Origin of the sequence: Pseudomonas sp. Leaf59, assembly GCF_920984685.1 — a bacterium.
GTDB lineage: Bacteria > Pseudomonadota > Gammaproteobacteria > Pseudomonadales > Pseudomonadaceae > Aquipseudomonas.
The window spans coordinates 128,305-143,153 of the sequence record NZ_CAKLBR010000012.1 but is presented as its reverse complement, the minus strand read 5'-3'; the positions used below and the strand labels follow the sequence as shown (position 1 = coordinate 143,153).

The following is a 14,849-nucleotide window of genomic DNA, read 5'->3' as shown; positions in this document are numbered from 1 at the left end:
TCGACTTGGTCTACGACCGACAATTTAAAAGCTAGCGTGTAATCGCGTTGGCTGCGCCTTTTTCCCGTATCCATTGAGTCCTCCTGAAGAAAGGTCAGAAGGTGTAAACCTTATTCAGGACGGGACAACGCCCAGAAAAAAGCCCCTCAAAAAGAGGGGCTTTCTGTGGTGCGCTACCCCATCAGGTCATCTGGATGATGGTCTGCATGATGGTGCTCTGGGTGGAGATGGTCTTGGCGTTCGCCTGGTAGTTGCTCTGGGCCTTGATCAGGTCCACCAGCTCGTTGGTCAGGTTGACGTTAGAGTTCTCCAGGGAGTTGGACACGATTGAACCCAGGGTGCCGGATTGCGGAGTGTCGTAGCCCGGCTGGCCCGAGGCGAAGGTTTCTCTCCAGGTGGTGCTGCCCGCCGGCTGCAAACCTTGTTCGTTGTTGAAGCTGGCCAGGGAGAGCTGGCCGATGGCCTTGCTCTGCTGGTTGCTGAAGGTCGCGAACAGCACACCGTTGCCGTCGATCTTCAGACCCGTGATCTGGCCGGTCGCGTAACCGTCGGTGACCGGCGGGTTGCGGTAGCTGGCCGAGTTGTACTGCGTGATCGTGGCCATGTTGACGGCCACACCCGCGGCGTTGGCAGCAGCGCCGTTAGCCTTCCACACGCCGTCGGTCACAGTGCCCGGCACCCAGTTGGAAATGGTCAACGTGGTGTTGGACGCCGTGCTCGGCGGGGTCACGATACCGGTGAGCTTGCCGGCGGTATCAAACGACAGCGTCGAGGCCACCGGGGCGACAGCACCGGTGCCCGTCGGCGCGCTGCCATCAGGGTTGCGACCGTCGATCAAGGTGTAGGACTTCCACTGGTTGGAGTCCGACTTGACCATGTATTGCACCATGGCGTGAGAATTGCCCTGGGTGTCATACAAGGTGGTGCTGTATTGGGTGGTGAAGGTGCTGGTGTCGCTCGGGTTGAACGGCTTGGCCACCTGGTCGATCACAACCTCCGAGGAGTTCAGGTTACTGGCCGAATCGACTTTGCTGGAGGCTTTGGGCGGCAGGTTCGACAGGTTCAGTTGCAGGTCGGTCAAGCCGCCCTTGATGATCTTGCCGTTGTCATCCGCGGCATAACCTTGCAGGCGCGAGGTGCCGGTGTTGTTGGTGATGTAGCCGTCCTTGTCGGCACGGAAGGCGCCACTGCGGGTGTATTGCAACGCACCGTCGCTGCCCTTCTGGATGAAGAAGCCGCCGCCCTGGATCGCCATGTCCAGGATGCCACCGCTGCCGTTCACGTCACCCTGGGTGAACTGCTGGGATACCGCCGCCAGGTTCACGCCGTTGCCGATGCTGTTCTGGCCGGTGCCCAGCTTGGACGCCGCGTAGATGTCGGCGAACTCCGCACGGGACGACTTGAAGCCCGTGGTCGCAACGTTGGCGATGTTGTTGCCGGTCACGTCCAGTTGTTTGTTGGCCGCATAGAGGCCGCTAAGGCCGATGTTAAAAGACATGTATTTCTCCTTGCACCGTAGTTAGCGGGCTCTATAAACCGATGGTCTGGATTTGCGACTGCTTGATACTGCTTCCGCCTGCCAGGTTGAGCAGCATTTCGCCGCCGGTCTGGCTCAGGGTCACGCTGGTCACCGTTGCCGGCAGCGAGGTGGCCAGGGCGACGGAATCACCCGCGTCATTCTTGGTGGTGGCCGTGAACGTGTAAGTCCCCGCAGCCGCAACCTCACCCTTGTCGTTCTTGCCGTCCCAGATAAAGCTCTGGGAACCGGCGCTTTGGGCGCCCATGTCGAGGGTGCGCACGGTGTTGCCGTCCTTGTCGGTGATCTTGACCGCGACATTGCCCACCGACGCCAGCACATTCACGGAGCCGGTCATGCTCTTGCTGGTGTCGACCAGCGTCTTGTCGGTCTGGGTGATCACCGAACGGCCCACCAGCGAAGACGCTTGCAGCGCCTGCGACGAGGTCACGTTGGTGGAAATCGCCTTGACCGAGTCGTTCAGGTTGTTGATGCCTTCAAGGCTGCTGAACTGTGCCAGTTGGGCCACAAACGCACCGTTGTCCTGCGGCGACAAGGGGTCCTGGTTTTTCAACTGGGTTACCAGCAGTTTCAGGAAAGCATCCTTGCCCATTGCCTGGCTGCCCGTCGCGCCTGCGGCGGCGTCAGTGAGGCTGGTGTTGTCCTGGGCGGTCTTGACCTTGGAATTGAAAAGGTCCTGGACTGCCGAGTTGTTTGACGTATCAACGATGGCCATTAGTTGGCGCCCCTTATCACTGACCCAGGGTCAGGACCTTCTGCATCATGGTTTTGGCGGTGTTCATCATTTCCGCGTTGGTCTGGAACGAGCGACTGGCCGAGATCATGTCCGCCATTTCCTCGACCACGTTGACGTTGGGGTAGTAGACATAACCCTTTTCGTTCGCAGCAGGATGGTTGGGCTCGTAACGCGCCTCGAGGTTGCTCTGGTCCTCGACCACACCCAGCACTTGCACGCCGGAGCCTGCATTGCCCTGATCCTGGAACAACGAATCGCTGCCGCCGCTCTGCCCACCCTGGAACATGGTGGCGAACACCGGGTGGCGAGCGCGGTAGGTCTGGTCAATGCTCGAAGACACGGTCTCGGCGTTGGCGATGTTACTGGCCACGGTGTTGAGGCGCGTGGTCTGGGCGCTCATGCCGCTACCGGCAATATTGAAAACACTGGACAGGGACATGGCTTACTCTCCACGCAGGGCTGACATCAGCCCTTTGAATTTGCTGTTGAGCAGGGTGAAGCTGGCCTGGAAGTTCACCGAGTTCTCGGCGTAGTTCGACTGTTCCAACTGAGCATCGACGGTGTTCTGGTCGATCGACGGCTGCATCGGCGTGCGATACAGCAACGACTCGTCACCACTGCTCAGGCCTTGCGCTTCAATATGACGGCTGTTGGTCATGTTCAAGGCGAAGGTGCCGTTCTGGGTCTTGTCCTGCTGTGCGGCGAGCACGGCGGAGAAGTCCAGGTCCCGAGCCTTGTAGTTCGGGGTATCGGCGTTGGCAATGTTGTTGGCCAGGACTTCGGCACGCTTTGCGCGAAAGCCCAGGGCTTGTTCGTGAATACCGAGCGCTTTATCGAAGCTGATGCTCATGGCGGAAACCTTTAGGCTGACCTGCTGTTCGTAACAAGGTCATAGCAAGGCGCATGCCAATGTGCGCAAGGCCCGTAATTCAAGGGTTTGCGGGGACAGGTCCGGCGGCAATGCCAGAAAAGCGGCAACCGGCTTCCGCGTGGCGCCAGTAAAGCGGCAACGGTGCTTGCCGCTTTACGCAGGGACGGCCACCCGTCAATACCCTCACTGAGTGGGCAGGAAGACACCACCGTTGGTCTTGACTGTCATTTCTGACAGTTGCGGTATCTGTCGCCTGGAGGCCTTATTCGGCGACCCCCTTAATGTGTGCCGCAGAGGTTTGCAATGTTGATTATCCCGCTGCCAAGATTCAACGAGCAAAACTCAGCACCCACCCCTGCGGAGCTGAACACCCAACTTATTACCGGTCACTCCGCTGGACTGACTGCCGATTTCCCGGTTGAAAAGGACGACAGGGTCTTTCTGACCCTGAGCAGTACTGTGCGTGGTGGCGAGTTCAACCAGAGCTTTCAGATTGCCCAAAGCGCTCCCAAACTCGAATTTCTGATCCCTAAAAGTTTTGTAGAAGTCAGCGCCGGCACCCTCGTGCATCTGCTGCTGTCCATCAACCGCGCAAGGCTGCTCTCCGCTGCGCCAACCGCGCGAGTATTTATCAATCCCCTGCCCATCATCGTGCCGCCTCCTGCCACCGTATGGGATTTCAGCGATAACACGCTTCAAGGCTGGGTACCCCAGGGGCCCTACGTGGGCGGATTACTGCACGTTATTAACAGCAGCGTGGTGGTGGACCTGCTCATCAGCCAGCCGGTCAGCGCTCACATCATCACGCGTGCAGTACCGGTGACTGCGGGGCGCACTTACGATTTCAGCTTCGACGTCATTGGCGGCTCTGCTGTCAGCGATGGCTCGGCCTTGTGCATGACGATGAACGGCAGCCGGATTGGCGCTGACGTAAAAAACATTACCCAGGCCCAACCACAGACCGGAACCGGGTCATTCACCGCCACCGCGACGACCAGCGTGCGGCTGGGCATTTTCAACCAGACGGTGCCCAGGGGGGCTCATCGCCTGTCCCTGAGCAATATCCGCATGACGCTCAGGCCCTGAGTACGGTTGGCTGAAGGGTCTCGTTTGCTGCGCGCATAAAAAACGGGAGGCCTTTGCAGAGCCTCCCGTTTTTTCAAGTGAACATCACTTGGCCTGGTAAATAATCCCGGGACTGCATTGCACCATCTGGTAATGATCCGGCAGACCGTTGAGTGCCTCCGAAGCACCGAGGAACAGATAGCCGCCGCGCTTGAGGGTGCCGTGGATGCGCAACAGAATGTCTTTCTTTACCTCGGCCGAGAAGTAGATCAGCACGTTGCGGCAAAACACCATGTCGAACTTGCCCAGGCTGGCGTAGCTGTCGAGCAGGTTGAACGAGCGAAACTCCACTCGGCTCTTGATCGGCGCCTTGACCGCCCAGCGTCCCGCGCCCTTGGGGTCGAAGAAACGCTGCAGCCGCTCCGGCGACAGGCCCCGGCCCAGGGCCAGACTGTCGTACTCACCGGTCTTGCAGTTGTTGAGCATGGTGCCGGACAGGTCGGTGGCGACGATCTGCGCACCGGCTTTCAACTGGCCGATATTGGTTCTTTCGAACTCATCGATGGCCATCGAGATCGAGTAGGGCTCCTGCCCCGACGAGCAGGCGGCCGACCAGATACGCAGACGCTGACCCGGGCTGGCCTTGATGGCCTCCGGCAGTACTTTGTTCTTGAGTACCTCGAACGGGTAGGTGTCGCGAAACCACAGGGTTTCGTTGGTGGTCATGGCATCGACCACCATTTCCTTGAGCCCGCTGCGCGGTTGGCCCTGGATGCGCTGCACCAACTCGCCCAGCGACTTGATACCCTGCAGCTCCATCAACTTGTTGAGGCGGCTGGATACCAGATATTGCTTGTTTTCACCGAGCAATATGCCACAGGCCTTTTCCAGGAAGACCCGGAACTGTTCGAAATCCAAATTACCCGTAGACAAAGATACCGCCTCTTAAATCGTGTGACCGCCAGGGGAAATCCCCTAGCCGTGATCTGCTGCCTTGATCCGGTCGACTACCCGGGATGCGAGGTCATCAGGGCGGAATTTGGCCAGGAAGTCATCGGCACCGACTTTCTTGACCATGGCCTGATTGAAAACACCCGACAACGAAGTATGCAGGATGATATGCAGTTTTTGCATGCGTGGATCGTTGCGTATCTCGGCCGTCAGGGTATAGCCGTCCATTTCCGGCATCTCGATGTCGGAAATCATCATCAGAAACTCTTCTTCCGGCTTCTTGCCCTCGTCCACCAGCTTGCGCAGGTAATCCAGGGCCTGGCGACCATCATTGAGGGCCACCACTTCCACGCCGACGGTCTGCAGGCAACGGGTCACCTGCTTGCGCGCCACGGAAGAGTCATCCACGGTCAGCACGCGCAACGAAATCGCCTTGTGCGCCGTGTCGGCATCCACCACGCCCACCGAGATGGTTTCCGAGGTCGGTGCCACTTCGGCGAGGATCTTCTCCACGTCGATGATTTCCACCAACTGGTTATCGACCCGCGTCACTGCCGTGAGGTAGTGATCGCGACCGGTGCCCTTGGGCGGCGGATGGATCTCCTCCCAGTTCATGTTGACGATGCGCTCCACCGAGCGCACCAGGAAACCCTGGGTCTTGGTGTTGTACTCGGTGATGATCACGAACGGGTTCTGGCGGTCCTGCAACCCGGCGGCGCTGGTGGCCAATGCCAGGTCAAGAATCGGAATGGTCGCGCCCCGGATGTTGGCCACGCCACACACCACCGGGCTGGACTTGGGCATGATCGTCAGCTTGGGGCACTGCAGCACTTCTCGCACTTTAAACACGTTGATGCCATACAGCTGCTTGCCGTCCAGACGAAACAGCAGCAACTCGAGGCGATTCTGCCCTACCAGCTGTGTGCGCTGGTTTACTGAATCCATTACACCTGCCATGCCCAGACTCCTACGCTAAAACCTTTGGGGGTGCGACGCGCACTCCACTCTAAACGGCACGAGCTTTGCTATTTATTGGTCATGGACCTTAAAACGACAGTTTCCCGACGCCTTCCAACGTACCGCAGATTGCTTTGCGTCACGCTGGCATTGCTTGCCTTGGGCTCAGGCGCAGCGGCTCGCGCCGACAACGTCACCCTGCCTGATCTCCTTATCGGCGTCACTCAGGGCTTTCTTGAGTTCACTGTAGAAGATTATCTGGCGAGCACACAGACGCCCGGCCGTTATGAGATCGAGGTCAAGCAGCTCGACCCGCGTCTGCGTATGCCGATGTGCGACAAGGAATTGACAGCCAGCCTGGAAAGTCCGGCCCAGCCAATCGGGCGTGTAACGGTAAAAGTACGTTGCGAAGGCGCGTCGCCCTGGACCGTGTTTGTGCCGGCGCAGGTCAAATTGTTCCGCGAAGTGGTAGTCGTGGCGCGGCCGCTGAAACGCACCGGCATTATTGGTTTCGAGGATGTGGTGATGCGTGAACGCGACATCAGTCAGATCAGCCAGGGCTATCTGACCTCGGTCGACCAGGCCATCGGGCAGAAACTTACCCGACCGGTGGTCACCGACCAGGTGATAACCCTGGTGCATCTGGAGCAGGCCGAGGTCATCCGCAAGGGCGATCAGGTAGTGATCTCCGCCAGCAGCGGCGGGCTGAACGTAAGAATGCCGGGGGAAGCGCTGTCCAACGGCGGTATGAGTGAACAGATTCGGGTGAAGAACCTCAACTCCAACCGTGTGATCAAGGCGCGCGTAACGGCGCCCGGGCAAGTGGAGGTGGCTTTATAGAACACTGGTACAGGACGCCGGGTTTTCCTACACTGTGGGCCAGACGCCTGCGCGCGCAGTTTTATTGTCAATCGAGCCTAAAGTTTGTTTGGGTATGGCCGAAAACATGGCAAGCGTCCAAATACCCAGAGGTTTTTTATCATGGTCATCGATTTCAGCCGTTTAAATAACTCCCCGGCGTTGCCAGGTACTACGCGCACCAGCGGCACCAAGGAAAGCGCAGAAGCCAAGGCCCAGCCAGCGCCTGCCGCGAAGACGGAACAGGCCAGCGCCAGCCAGAGCGGGGAATCCGTACACTTGAGCAATGAGGCTCAGCAGTTGCAGAAGGTCACTGACTCGCTGCGCGACCAACCGGTTGTCAACAAGGCCCGCGTGGCCGAATTGAAACAGGCGATCGCCGATGGCAGCTATAAAGTCGACAGCAACCGCGTAGCCAGCAAGCTGCTTAATTTCGAAGCCGAGCGCTAGGCACTGGCCTGCGCCGGGCTTTTGGACGCTTAAACCCCAAGGCCTGCCATGCACCACGACGAAACCTTGCTTGAACTGATCATCGATGATCTGGCGCCGACGCAACAATTGCTCGAGCTGCTCAAAGAAGAATCCCTGGCCCTCTACGGTCGGGACATGCCCTTGCTCGAAGAAATCCTGGCGCGCAAACAATCGTTGATTGTCCTGCTCGAACAGCACGGCAAGAAGCGCAGCCAGATTCTGACCAGCCTCGGCCTGCCGGCCGATCATGACGGCCTCGCCCAGTTGGCCAGCCATTCCTCGGTCGGTGATCAACTGCTGGAGCAGAGCAAAGCGCTCAATCAATTGCTCACCCAGTGCCAGGAAGCCAACCTCCTCAACGGCCAGTCGATCCAGCTGCAGCAAGCTACGACCGCCAACCAGTTGCGCATACTTCATGGCGGTGAGCCACCTGCGCTGTACAACGCTCAGGGTTCCACCTCCCGCCTGGTCAAACCCAGTACCCGTAGCCAAGCCTGACGCTGGTTTGCAGCGCGGCCTATCCAAGGCGCGCCACATACTGGCAAAATGCCGGTTCTTGCGAGTAGTCGTATATTGTCTGGAGATGGAAGAACCGTGTTCAACGCCCTTAATGCGGAAGATGCCCCGCAGCCACCCAAGGTGCTCACCACGCCTCTGGAAATCGCCAGCACGTTGCGGATGCTGCAAGAAAGTCATGACCCGCTGATCATCACCTTCCACGAACGCAGCCAGCGCTTCCAGAGCTACCTGGTGGACGTGGACCGCGACGGCAAAATTCTGGTCATGGACGAAATGATCCCGCGTGACGGCGAGCGCCACCTTGAAAGCGGCGAACCCTTTCGCATCGAGGGCTTCCACGATGGCGTGCGTGTCGCTTGGGAAAGCAAGGGCACCCTCACAATCAGCGAGAAAGACGGCCACCGTATCTATACTGGCAGCATGCCGGACGAGGTGGTTTATCATCAGCGCCGCAACGCCTTCCGCGCCGCGCTGAAGCTGGCGCAACTGGTGAACATCGAGCTGGGTGGCGAAAGGCTCAAATTTCCGGTCAACGGAAAACTGCTGGATATCTCCGCTACCGGCTGCAAACTGCGCTTTGAAGGCGACATCTCCGAGCGTTTGCAACTGGGCCAGGTGTACGACCGGTTTATCGCCGCACTGCCCTTTGGCAGCATGACTACCTCCGTCGAGTTGCGTCACCTGCATTTCGAAGATCGTATCAATACCACCTTCGCCGGCGTGCGCTTTCATAACATGAGCGGGCTGGTGCAGCGTCAGGTCGAACGGTTTGTGTACCAGCTGCAACGTGAAGCACGTCGGTTCGACAAGGACGACGATTTCTGACAAGCGAATCGCGACAAAAAACGGGCAGATCCTGATGGGATCTGCCCGTTTTTGCTTTCAGGGGCGCGCCCTGCTCAGGTCATGAGGGTGTTCGTCCGGGTCCACTGGTTCCGCGGGTTCCTCAGCGCCTGGCTCGTCAACCGGTGACGGCGACTCGGGTTCAGGCTCAGGATCTGCAACCGGCGTCTGCATCTGTTCCTGCACCACCGCCTCGTCCACGCGCGGATCCAGCGCAGCCACCAGTGGCGAGCTGGACATGCTGTCGGGCATCGCTACATGGTGCAGCGGCGCATCGTCCACCTGATGCAGGTTGGTCACCGCCTTCGGCCGGATACGCCATACGAGGACCAGGGCACACAGGCTGAAAAACGCATACAGCATGTGGCTGCCAAACATCTTCATGACCACACCGGCCAACAGCGGCCCGATGCTGGCACCGACGCCGTAGGTCACCAGTAGCATGGCCGTCAGCGACACACGACGATCACCCTCGACATGATCATTGGAAAACGCCACGGCCAGCGGATACAGGCAGAACTGCACCAGCGAACAGAAAAAGCCAGCAACGAACAACACTTCCAGAGGCACCTTGGTCATGATCGCCAGCGGCAATGCCGCCACCGCCAGGCACAAGGCGAAACAGCGGATCAGCAGCGCGCGGTCATAGCGATCCGACAACCAGCCCAACGGCCACTGCACCAACAACCCGGCGAAAATGCACGAGCCCATGAACAGGCCGACCTGCTCGGTGGTCAGCCCCTGCTGAGATGCATATAGCGGCGCCAAGCCGTAGAACGAACCGACGATCAACCCGGCCCCCAGCACTGTGCTCAGTGACTGTGGCACGCGCTTTATAAAGAAGCGCGGCTCCATCGGTGCCGGGTGCAGGGGTGCCGGGTGAATGCGGCGCGTCATGGCCACCGGCACCAGGCACAGGGCAAAGCACAAAGCCACCAGCATCAGCAGTTCCAGACCGAGCGCGGGATGCATCACCAGAATCAACTGGCCCAGTACCAGCCCCAGGTAGGACGCGATCATATAACCACTGAACACCAAGCCACGCTGCTTGGCCTCGGCCTGTTCATTGAGCCAGCTCTCGATGACCATGTATTGGCACATCATGCCCAGGCCCACGATGACCCGCAGCACGATCCAGGCCGGCAACCAGTTGATCAGGCCATGGCCCAGCACAGCCGCACCGACGATGCCGGCACAGGTGGCGTAGGCACGAATATGCCCGACGCGCGCAATCAGGCGGTGCCCGATCTTGCCACCCAGCACCAGGCCGAAATAGTTGGCCGCCATCAAGGCGCCCACCCACAGGCTGTCGACATGGTCGGCCGCGAGGCGCAGTGCCAGGTAAGTACTGAGCAGGCCTGAGCCGATCAGCATCATCAAAGAGGCGAAATAAAGGGCTCGAAAAGATTTCCAGATTTGGCGCATCGGCGTTCCGAGCGGCTCCTTGCAGTAGGGTCAGGGCTAGCGGAATGATAGTCCCGCGTCGCCGAATCCGGACAGGCGATACGCGCTGTTTGCGGAGATTAATGTGTTCAGCATGATTAACTACAGCTCAGACGCCGCGCGAGCGCATGGAAGGTACACCTTTAAGAGAAATACAGGATGCCCCTGCTGTGAACCCGGATCAGTGCCAAGGTTCGACTGGATCCGCGCCGAGCGCGCACAAAAAAGCCCCGCCATCCAAATGAGCTGCGCGGGGCTTTGAATCTGGTGTCCCAGGGCCGGTTCGAACGGCCAACCTTCCCCTTAGGAGGGGGATGCTCTATCCAATTGAGCTACTGGGACAAATGACAGTCGCCCGGCCAAAGGCATGGCGACGGACGGCGAGCATGTTAACGGCCAAGGTCCGTTTTGTCATGTCGTCCGTTGGCTTTTTACGTGTAGGTCATTCCTCGCCCGGCAGATCTCTACTTGGCCCAGTAAAACCGGGACTTGCAGGGCATCGTGCAAAATGCACTCCCCCAAAATGCCAGCATTGCAAATTGCAATCAGAAAGCCCTGCCGTTCAAGCCCAACCCATTGATTTTATTGAAAATAAACATTGGCACGGCATCTGCAATATCTTCTATAAGACAAGTCCTACACGGACAACCCATCACCAACCTGGCAGAGCAATCGGCGGAGAACATGAACATGAACAGTGCCCTTCTGTTAGCCCTTAATACCGTGGCACTCGCCGCTTTGGTGATGTTTCATTTCCAGTCGACCACAGGTGATGACGTTGCGCAGCTTCGCCAGCCCGTTCCACACCACCTGCAGCAGCGTCCGCAATTGGCGGTGATGACTGCAAATGCGCAAACGCCTGTGCGCGTCACACAGAATGCACAGTCAGCTCCCGCTGAACATTGGGTTTTCTAAGGAAGCTGTCATGTCCAAATCCTCCTGGTTGTTTCTCTGCCTAACCCTGATCAGCGTCGCTTTTGGCCTTCAGGCCTCTGCGCAAGAGGGGCAAATCACAGCCTTTATCGCCAGTGCGGTGTTCGCTGTGTTGCTGGTGCTCACGCTGATCGTCGGCCGCCGTATCAAGTTCGATCCTGTGCTGCGCTGAAAGCTGCCGTTGCGCCACCTCCCCCGCCTTCTCCTACCTTACGTCGTATAGACCTAGTAAATTGGCAGAATGCCACTAGTCTTAGCACTAGGGGCAAACAGCCATATTGCTTTACGATGTGCGCCCTCCAGACATTCGCTGCGGTGGTTGGCGTGTTGATCCGCGTTTAACGCACGTCACGCAAAAAATATTCAAACCAGTCCGCAAAAATGCAAATCAGTGCTGGCATAAAGCCTTTAGGCAGTTCAATATTTGTCACAGAATTGACGCCAAGGAAATGTCGAATCTGAGGCATGATGCGACCTCTTTGCAATTCGGGTTGAACTTTGGTCGTGAGTCTTGTCTTAACACTCATCCTTGCGGCCAATTCCAAAAACCGCTCCCCTGAACTAACCGGTTAAATATATGCGCCCATTGAAACAGGCAATTTATTCCAGCCGTACGGCTGACAAATTCGTCGTACGTCTGCCAGACGGTATGCGGGAACGCATTGCCGAGGTGGCTCGCAATCATCACCGCAGCATGAACTCTGAAATCATCGCGCGCCTGGAGCAGAGCCTTATTCAGGAAGGTGCGTTGGGCGAAGAGCTGAGCATGCGTCTGGACAGTCCGGAGTTGTCACTGCACGAACGCGAGCTGCTGCAGCGCTTTCGTCAGCTTTCCCACCGCCAGCAGAATGCCCTCGTTTCGCTTATCGCGCACGACGTTGAGGCGGCCGCAGAAGCCAATTGATTCAAGATTGCAAAATTGAAAGCCGAAGCCAGCTGAATGCTGGCTTTTTTTTGCCTGAAATTTGAGGGGCCACTCTTCATCAGGAGCGAGCTTGCTCGCTCCCACAGAGCACCTTACAACAGGAATATGGTCGCCAAGCCGAGGAAGATGAAGAAACCTCCACTGTCCGTCATGGCTGTGATCATGACACTCGCCCCCATTGCGGGGTCGCGACCAAGGCGTGCCAGGGTCATCGGAATCAACACGCCCATGAACGCAGCCAACAGCAGGTTGAGCGTCATGGCGGCAGTCATCACCACGCCGAGCGACCAACTGCCATACAGCAAGTAGGCCACCACACCGATCACCCCACCCCACACCAGACCGTTGATAAGCCCGACGGCCAGCTCCTTGCGCAGCAAGCGGGAAGAGTTGGCGGTACTCACCTGATCCAGCGCCATCGCGCGCACGATCATGGTGATGGTCTGGTTACCGGAGTTACCGCCGATGCCCGCCACAATCGGCATCAACGCCGCCAGTGCCACGAGCTTTTCAATCGAGCCTTCAAACAGCCCGATGACTCGCGAGGCGATGAACGCGGTAATCAGGTTAACCGCCAGCCATGCCCAGCGGTTATGCAGCGAGCGCCAGACCGAGGCAAAAATATCTTCCTCCTCACGCAAACCCGCCATGTTGAGGACTTCGGTTTCACTCTCTTCACGAATCAGATCGACGATTTCGTCGATGGTCAAACGGCCAATCAGCTTGCCGTTCTTGTCAACCACCGGCGCCGAGATCAAGTCATAACGCTCAAAGGCCTGGGCCGCGTCATACGCGTCCTCGTCCGGGTGAAAGCTCACGGTATCACTGGCCATCAAGTCCGCAACTTTCTTCTCCGGATCGTTCACCAGCAGGCGCTTGATCGGCAGCACGCCCTTGAGGATGCCTTCATAGTCGACGACGAAAAGCTTGTCGGTATGACCTGGCAGCTCCTTCAGACGGCGCAGGTAGCGCAAAACCACCTCGAGGCTGACGTCTTCGCGAATGGTGACCATCTCGAAGTCCATCAGGGCGCCGACCTGGTCCTCGTCGTACGACAGCGCTGAACGCACGCGCTCACGCTGCTGGGTGTCCAGCGCCTCCATCAGCTCATGGACAACATCACGCGGCAACTCAGGCGCAAGGTCAGCCAGTTCGTCGGCGTCCATTTCCTTGGCGGCGGCCAGCAGCTCGTGATCGTCCATGTCGGCGATCAGGGTTTCACGTACGGAGTCGGATACTTCGAGCAGGATGTCGCCGTCGCGGTCAGCCTTGACCAACTGCCAGAGCGTCAGTCGATCATCCAGCGGCAAGGCTTCAAGAATATAGGCGACGTCGGCGGAGTGCAGGTCATCGAGCTTGCGCTGCAGCTCGACGAGGTTTTGCCGATGGACCAGGTTTTCAACGCGGTCGTGATTCGGGCCTTCCTGGCGATGCGTGAGGTCTTCGACCACGCGCTGGCGCTGCAGCAGCTCGATGACTTGAGCCAGGCGATCCTGCAGGCTGTCTTGTGTTTTCTTAACTTCTACTTCGGTCATAGGCGAACTCCACTCCCAGCAGCGGGGCACGCCGGAAGGATCAATCAGTCAATTCATGATTGGTAAAGCGGGTTACTGAGTTACTACTGGGTAAGTCCATGGAGGTATTCCACAAGCCCCGGCGGGGCTGACGGGCGCAATGATACACCGCTCGGTGGCTTTTAATCTTAAAAAACTGGAGAGAACAAGCGCTTGCGAGGCAAAGTTGAGCCTGAGCTGCACCCGGGAACTGCGACGTCGCAACCCGGGCGGAAAACACATCAAGGTGATGGATCAGGAGAAATCCTGCACAAACGCCAGACGGCAAAAAGCCCGCACTTGGCGGGCTTTTTGTTTGTATGGTGCACTCGACAGGATTCGAACCTGTGACCGCTCGGTTCGTAGCCGAGTACTCTATCCAGCTGAGCTACGAGTGCAGATTGTGTTTTTAGACCAGATCACAACTGGTTGAAGCCGAGTCACCGCATTGCTGCAGTTGACTCTTAAATGGTGCACTCGACAGGATTCGAACCTGTGACCGCTCGGTTCGTAGCCGAGTACTCTATCCAGCTGAGCTACGAGTGCATTTGTTGCCGCGCATTATAGGCCGTTCAATCTCTATGTAAAGCGATTTTTTCGAGTAATTTCAACAACTTACCGATAAATCCAGACTGCAACGTACTAAGCAAATAATGGCGGAGAACGGGGGATTCGAACCCCCGACACCCTTTTGAGGTGTACTCCCTTAGCAGGGGAGCGCCTTCGGCCACTCGGCCAGCTCTCCGCAACACGGGGCGTATATTAACCACGTTCATCCCCGTTTGCAAACACAAAAAGCGATAAAAATTAATGGCTTGGTTCTTCGTCGTTTTCCTCGTCCTCGTCCTGCTGCTGACGTCCCTGCTGCTCTTTCTCCTTTTCCTTTTCCTTACTGATCCGCTGGAAGATTTCCTCCCGGTGGACCGCTACCTCTTTCGGAGCGTTAACCCCGATACGCACTTGATTGCCTTTGACGCCGAGCACGGTCACGGTGATTTCGCCATCACCGATAATCAGGCTTTCTGCGCAACGACGAGTCAGAATCAACATAACCTTTCACCTCACGCACTTCAGTTCTGGAACAACAGTCTGCAAAAAAAAACGCTCAGCCTACGCTGCAGGAGCGGGTAGACCTTGCATCTGAGTATTGTCGAGCCGACGCAAAAGACCACGCGCCCCACAAAAAA

General features: G+C 57.9%; 17 protein-coding genes and 4 tRNA genes. 8 read left to right on the top strand and 13 right to left on the bottom strand.

What is annotated here, in order from left to right; translation table 11 throughout:
- Positions 1–181: 181 nt before the first annotated feature.
- Genes flgE through flgB form a run of 4 tightly spaced genes read right to left on the bottom strand, consistent with a single transcriptional unit; the run spans position 182 to position 3,123 of the window.
- On the bottom strand, positions 182–1,498 hold the full coding sequence (gene flgE / locus LUB09_RS14975; RefSeq protein ID WP_231422926.1) for a flagellar hook protein FlgE: 1,317 nt from the start codon (positions 1,496–1,498) through the stop codon (positions 182–184).
- A 31-nt stretch (positions 1,499–1,529) separates the two neighbouring features.
- Positions 1,530–2,252, bottom strand: coding sequence for a flagellar hook assembly protein FlgD (locus LUB09_RS14970; protein ID WP_209983982.1), 723 nt, complete (start codon positions 2,250–2,252; stop codon positions 1,530–1,532).
- 16 nt (positions 2,253–2,268) lie between these two features.
- Entirely contained in the window at positions 2,269–2,712 is a 444-nt protein-coding gene (gene flgC / locus LUB09_RS14965; protein ID WP_003233500.1) for a flagellar basal body rod protein FlgC, read from the bottom strand.
- A gap of 3 nt (positions 2,713–2,715) precedes the next feature.
- Positions 2,716–3,123 carry a flagellar basal body rod protein FlgB gene (gene flgB / locus LUB09_RS14960; RefSeq protein WP_003233501.1) on the bottom strand — a complete coding sequence of 136 codons (408 nt, stop codon included), beginning with the start codon at positions 3,121–3,123 and terminating at the stop codon, positions 2,716–2,718.
- 324 nt (positions 3,124–3,447) lie between these two features.
- On the opposite strand from flgB, the gene LUB09_RS14955 reads away from it, so the two are divergent.
- Positions 3,448–4,230 carry a hypothetical protein gene (locus tag LUB09_RS14955; protein ID WP_209983983.1) on the top strand — a complete coding sequence of 261 codons (783 nt, stop codon included), beginning with the start codon at positions 3,448–3,450 and terminating at the stop codon, positions 4,228–4,230.
- Between the two features lie 84 nt (positions 4,231–4,314).
- Here LUB09_RS14955 and cheR read toward each other — a convergent pair whose 3' ends face one another.
- Positions 4,315–5,142, bottom strand: coding sequence for a protein-glutamate O-methyltransferase CheR (gene cheR, locus LUB09_RS14950; RefSeq protein WP_209983985.1), 828 nt, complete (start codon positions 5,140–5,142; stop codon positions 4,315–4,317).
- Positions 5,143–5,184: 42 nt separating this feature from the next.
- A complete protein-coding gene (locus LUB09_RS14945; RefSeq protein WP_057010069.1) occupies positions 5,185–6,117 on the bottom strand; it encodes a chemotaxis protein CheV in 933 nt (310 codons plus the stop codon).
- An 81-nt stretch (positions 6,118–6,198) separates the two neighbouring features.
- Here LUB09_RS14945 and flgA point away from each other — a divergent pair, with 81 nt between their 5' ends.
- The 4 genes from flgA (at position 6,199) to LUB09_RS14925 (ending at position 8,790) form a co-directional block, all read left to right on the top strand.
- Positions 6,199–6,957 (top strand): flagellar basal body P-ring formation chaperone FlgA, encoded by a 759-nt coding sequence (gene flgA, locus LUB09_RS14940; protein WP_209983988.1) that lies wholly within the window; start codon positions 6,199–6,201, stop codon positions 6,955–6,957.
- Positions 6,958–7,098: 141 nt separating this feature from the next.
- Complete coding sequence (gene flgM / locus LUB09_RS14935) at positions 7,099–7,425, top strand: flagellar biosynthesis anti-sigma factor FlgM (RefSeq protein ID WP_003233506.1); 327 nt, start codon at positions 7,099–7,101, stop codon at positions 7,423–7,425.
- 48 nt (positions 7,426–7,473) lie between these two features.
- Entirely contained in the window at positions 7,474–7,944 is a 471-nt protein-coding gene (locus LUB09_RS14930; RefSeq protein WP_209983990.1) for a flagella synthesis protein FlgN, read from the top strand.
- A gap of 96 nt (positions 7,945–8,040) precedes the next feature.
- A complete protein-coding gene (locus tag LUB09_RS14925) occupies positions 8,041–8,790 on the top strand; it encodes a flagellar brake protein (protein ID WP_209983992.1) in 750 nt (249 codons plus the stop codon).
- 57 nt (positions 8,791–8,847) lie between these two features.
- Here the strand turns inward: LUB09_RS14925 and LUB09_RS14920 are convergent, their stop codons facing one another.
- Both LUB09_RS14920 and LUB09_RS14915 read right to left on the bottom strand, forming a co-directional pair.
- The gene (locus LUB09_RS14920; protein ID WP_231422925.1) at positions 8,848–10,233 is read right to left on the bottom strand and encodes an MFS transporter; all 1,386 of its coding nucleotides are present in this window, start codon (positions 10,231–10,233) and stop codon (positions 8,848–8,850) included.
- A gap of 283 nt (positions 10,234–10,516) precedes the next feature.
- Positions 10,517–10,593: transfer RNA gene (locus LUB09_RS14915), tRNA-Arg, on the bottom strand.
- 348 nt (positions 10,594–10,941) lie between these two features.
- Between LUB09_RS14915 and LUB09_RS14910 the strand changes: the two genes are divergently transcribed.
- The 3 genes from LUB09_RS14910 to LUB09_RS14900 all read left to right on the top strand — a co-directional run bounded on the left by LUB09_RS14910 (position 10,942) and on the right by LUB09_RS14900 (position 12,088).
- Complete coding sequence (locus tag LUB09_RS14910; RefSeq protein ID WP_231422929.1) at positions 10,942–11,166, top strand: hypothetical protein; 225 nt, start codon at positions 10,942–10,944, stop codon at positions 11,164–11,166.
- A 10-nt stretch (positions 11,167–11,176) separates the two neighbouring features.
- Entirely contained in the window at positions 11,177–11,356 is a 180-nt protein-coding gene (locus LUB09_RS14905; RefSeq protein ID WP_231422924.1) for a PA3371 family protein, read from the top strand.
- A 405-nt stretch (positions 11,357–11,761) separates the two neighbouring features.
- A complete protein-coding gene (locus LUB09_RS14900; RefSeq protein ID WP_003193592.1) occupies positions 11,762–12,088 on the top strand; it encodes an Arc family DNA-binding protein in 327 nt (108 codons plus the stop codon).
- Positions 12,089–12,201: 113 nt separating this feature from the next.
- Here the strand turns inward: LUB09_RS14900 and mgtE are convergent, their stop codons facing one another.
- The 5 genes from mgtE to csrA form a co-directional block, all read right to left on the bottom strand.
- Positions 12,202–13,644 carry a magnesium transporter gene (gene mgtE / locus LUB09_RS14895; RefSeq protein WP_003233511.1) on the bottom strand — a complete coding sequence of 481 codons (1,443 nt, stop codon included), beginning with the start codon at positions 13,642–13,644 and terminating at the stop codon, positions 12,202–12,204.
- Positions 13,645–13,983: 339 nt separating this feature from the next.
- A tRNA-Arg gene (locus LUB09_RS14890) sits at positions 13,984–14,060 on the bottom strand.
- Positions 14,061–14,131: 71 nt separating this feature from the next.
- Positions 14,132–14,208 (bottom strand) — tRNA-Arg (locus LUB09_RS14885).
- Positions 14,209–14,316: 108 nt separating this feature from the next.
- Positions 14,317–14,407 (bottom strand) — tRNA-Ser (locus LUB09_RS14880).
- Between the two features lie 62 nt (positions 14,408–14,469).
- On the bottom strand, positions 14,470–14,712 hold the full coding sequence (gene csrA / locus LUB09_RS14875; RefSeq protein ID WP_231422923.1) for a carbon storage regulator CsrA: 243 nt from the start codon (positions 14,710–14,712) through the stop codon (positions 14,470–14,472).
- Positions 14,713–14,849 lie beyond the last annotated feature (137 nt).

What these genes read in the sequence shown, in the direction of transcription:
- LUB09_RS14970 (WP_209983982.1), bottom strand. Translation starts at nt 2,252, where the DNA reads ATGGCCATCGTTGATACGTCAAACAACTCGGCAGTCCAGGACCTTTTC.
- flgC (WP_003233500.1), bottom strand. Translation starts at nt 2,712, where the DNA reads ATGTCCCTGTCCAGTGTTTTCAATATTGCCGGTAGCGGCATGAGCGCC.
- LUB09_RS14900 (WP_003193592.1), top strand. Translation starts at nt 11,762, where the DNA reads ATGCGCCCATTGAAACAGGCAATTTATTCCAGCCGTACGGCTGACAAA.
- csrA (WP_231422923.1), bottom strand. Translation starts at nt 14,712, where the DNA reads ATGTTGATTCTGACTCGTCGTTGCGCAGAAAGCCTGATTATCGGTGAT.
- LUB09_RS14920 (WP_231422925.1), bottom strand. Translation starts at nt 10,233, where the DNA reads ATGCGCCAAATCTGGAAATCTTTTCGAGCCCTTTATTTCGCCTCTTTG.
- LUB09_RS14955 (WP_209983983.1), top strand. Translation starts at nt 3,448, where the DNA reads ATGTTGATTATCCCGCTGCCAAGATTCAACGAGCAAAACTCAGCACCC.
- LUB09_RS14945 (WP_057010069.1), bottom strand. Translation starts at nt 6,117, where the DNA reads ATGGCAGGTGTAATGGATTCAGTAAACCAGCGCACACAGCTGGTAGGG.
- LUB09_RS14930 (WP_209983990.1), top strand. Translation starts at nt 7,474, where the DNA reads ATGCACCACGACGAAACCTTGCTTGAACTGATCATCGATGATCTGGCG.
- LUB09_RS14910 (WP_231422929.1), top strand. Translation starts at nt 10,942, where the DNA reads ATGAACAGTGCCCTTCTGTTAGCCCTTAATACCGTGGCACTCGCCGCT.
- flgA (WP_209983988.1), top strand. Translation starts at nt 6,199, where the DNA reads ATGGACCTTAAAACGACAGTTTCCCGACGCCTTCCAACGTACCGCAGA.
- mgtE (WP_003233511.1), bottom strand. Translation starts at nt 13,644, where the DNA reads ATGACCGAAGTAGAAGTTAAGAAAACACAAGACAGCCTGCAGGATCGC.
- flgM (WP_003233506.1), top strand. Translation starts at nt 7,099, where the DNA reads ATGGTCATCGATTTCAGCCGTTTAAATAACTCCCCGGCGTTGCCAGGT.
- flgE (WP_231422926.1), bottom strand. Translation starts at nt 1,498, where the DNA reads ATGTCTTTTAACATCGGCCTTAGCGGCCTCTATGCGGCCAACAAACAA.
- flgB (WP_003233501.1), bottom strand. Translation starts at nt 3,123, where the DNA reads ATGAGCATCAGCTTCGATAAAGCGCTCGGTATTCACGAACAAGCCCTG.
- LUB09_RS14905 (WP_231422924.1), top strand. Translation starts at nt 11,177, where the DNA reads ATGTCCAAATCCTCCTGGTTGTTTCTCTGCCTAACCCTGATCAGCGTC.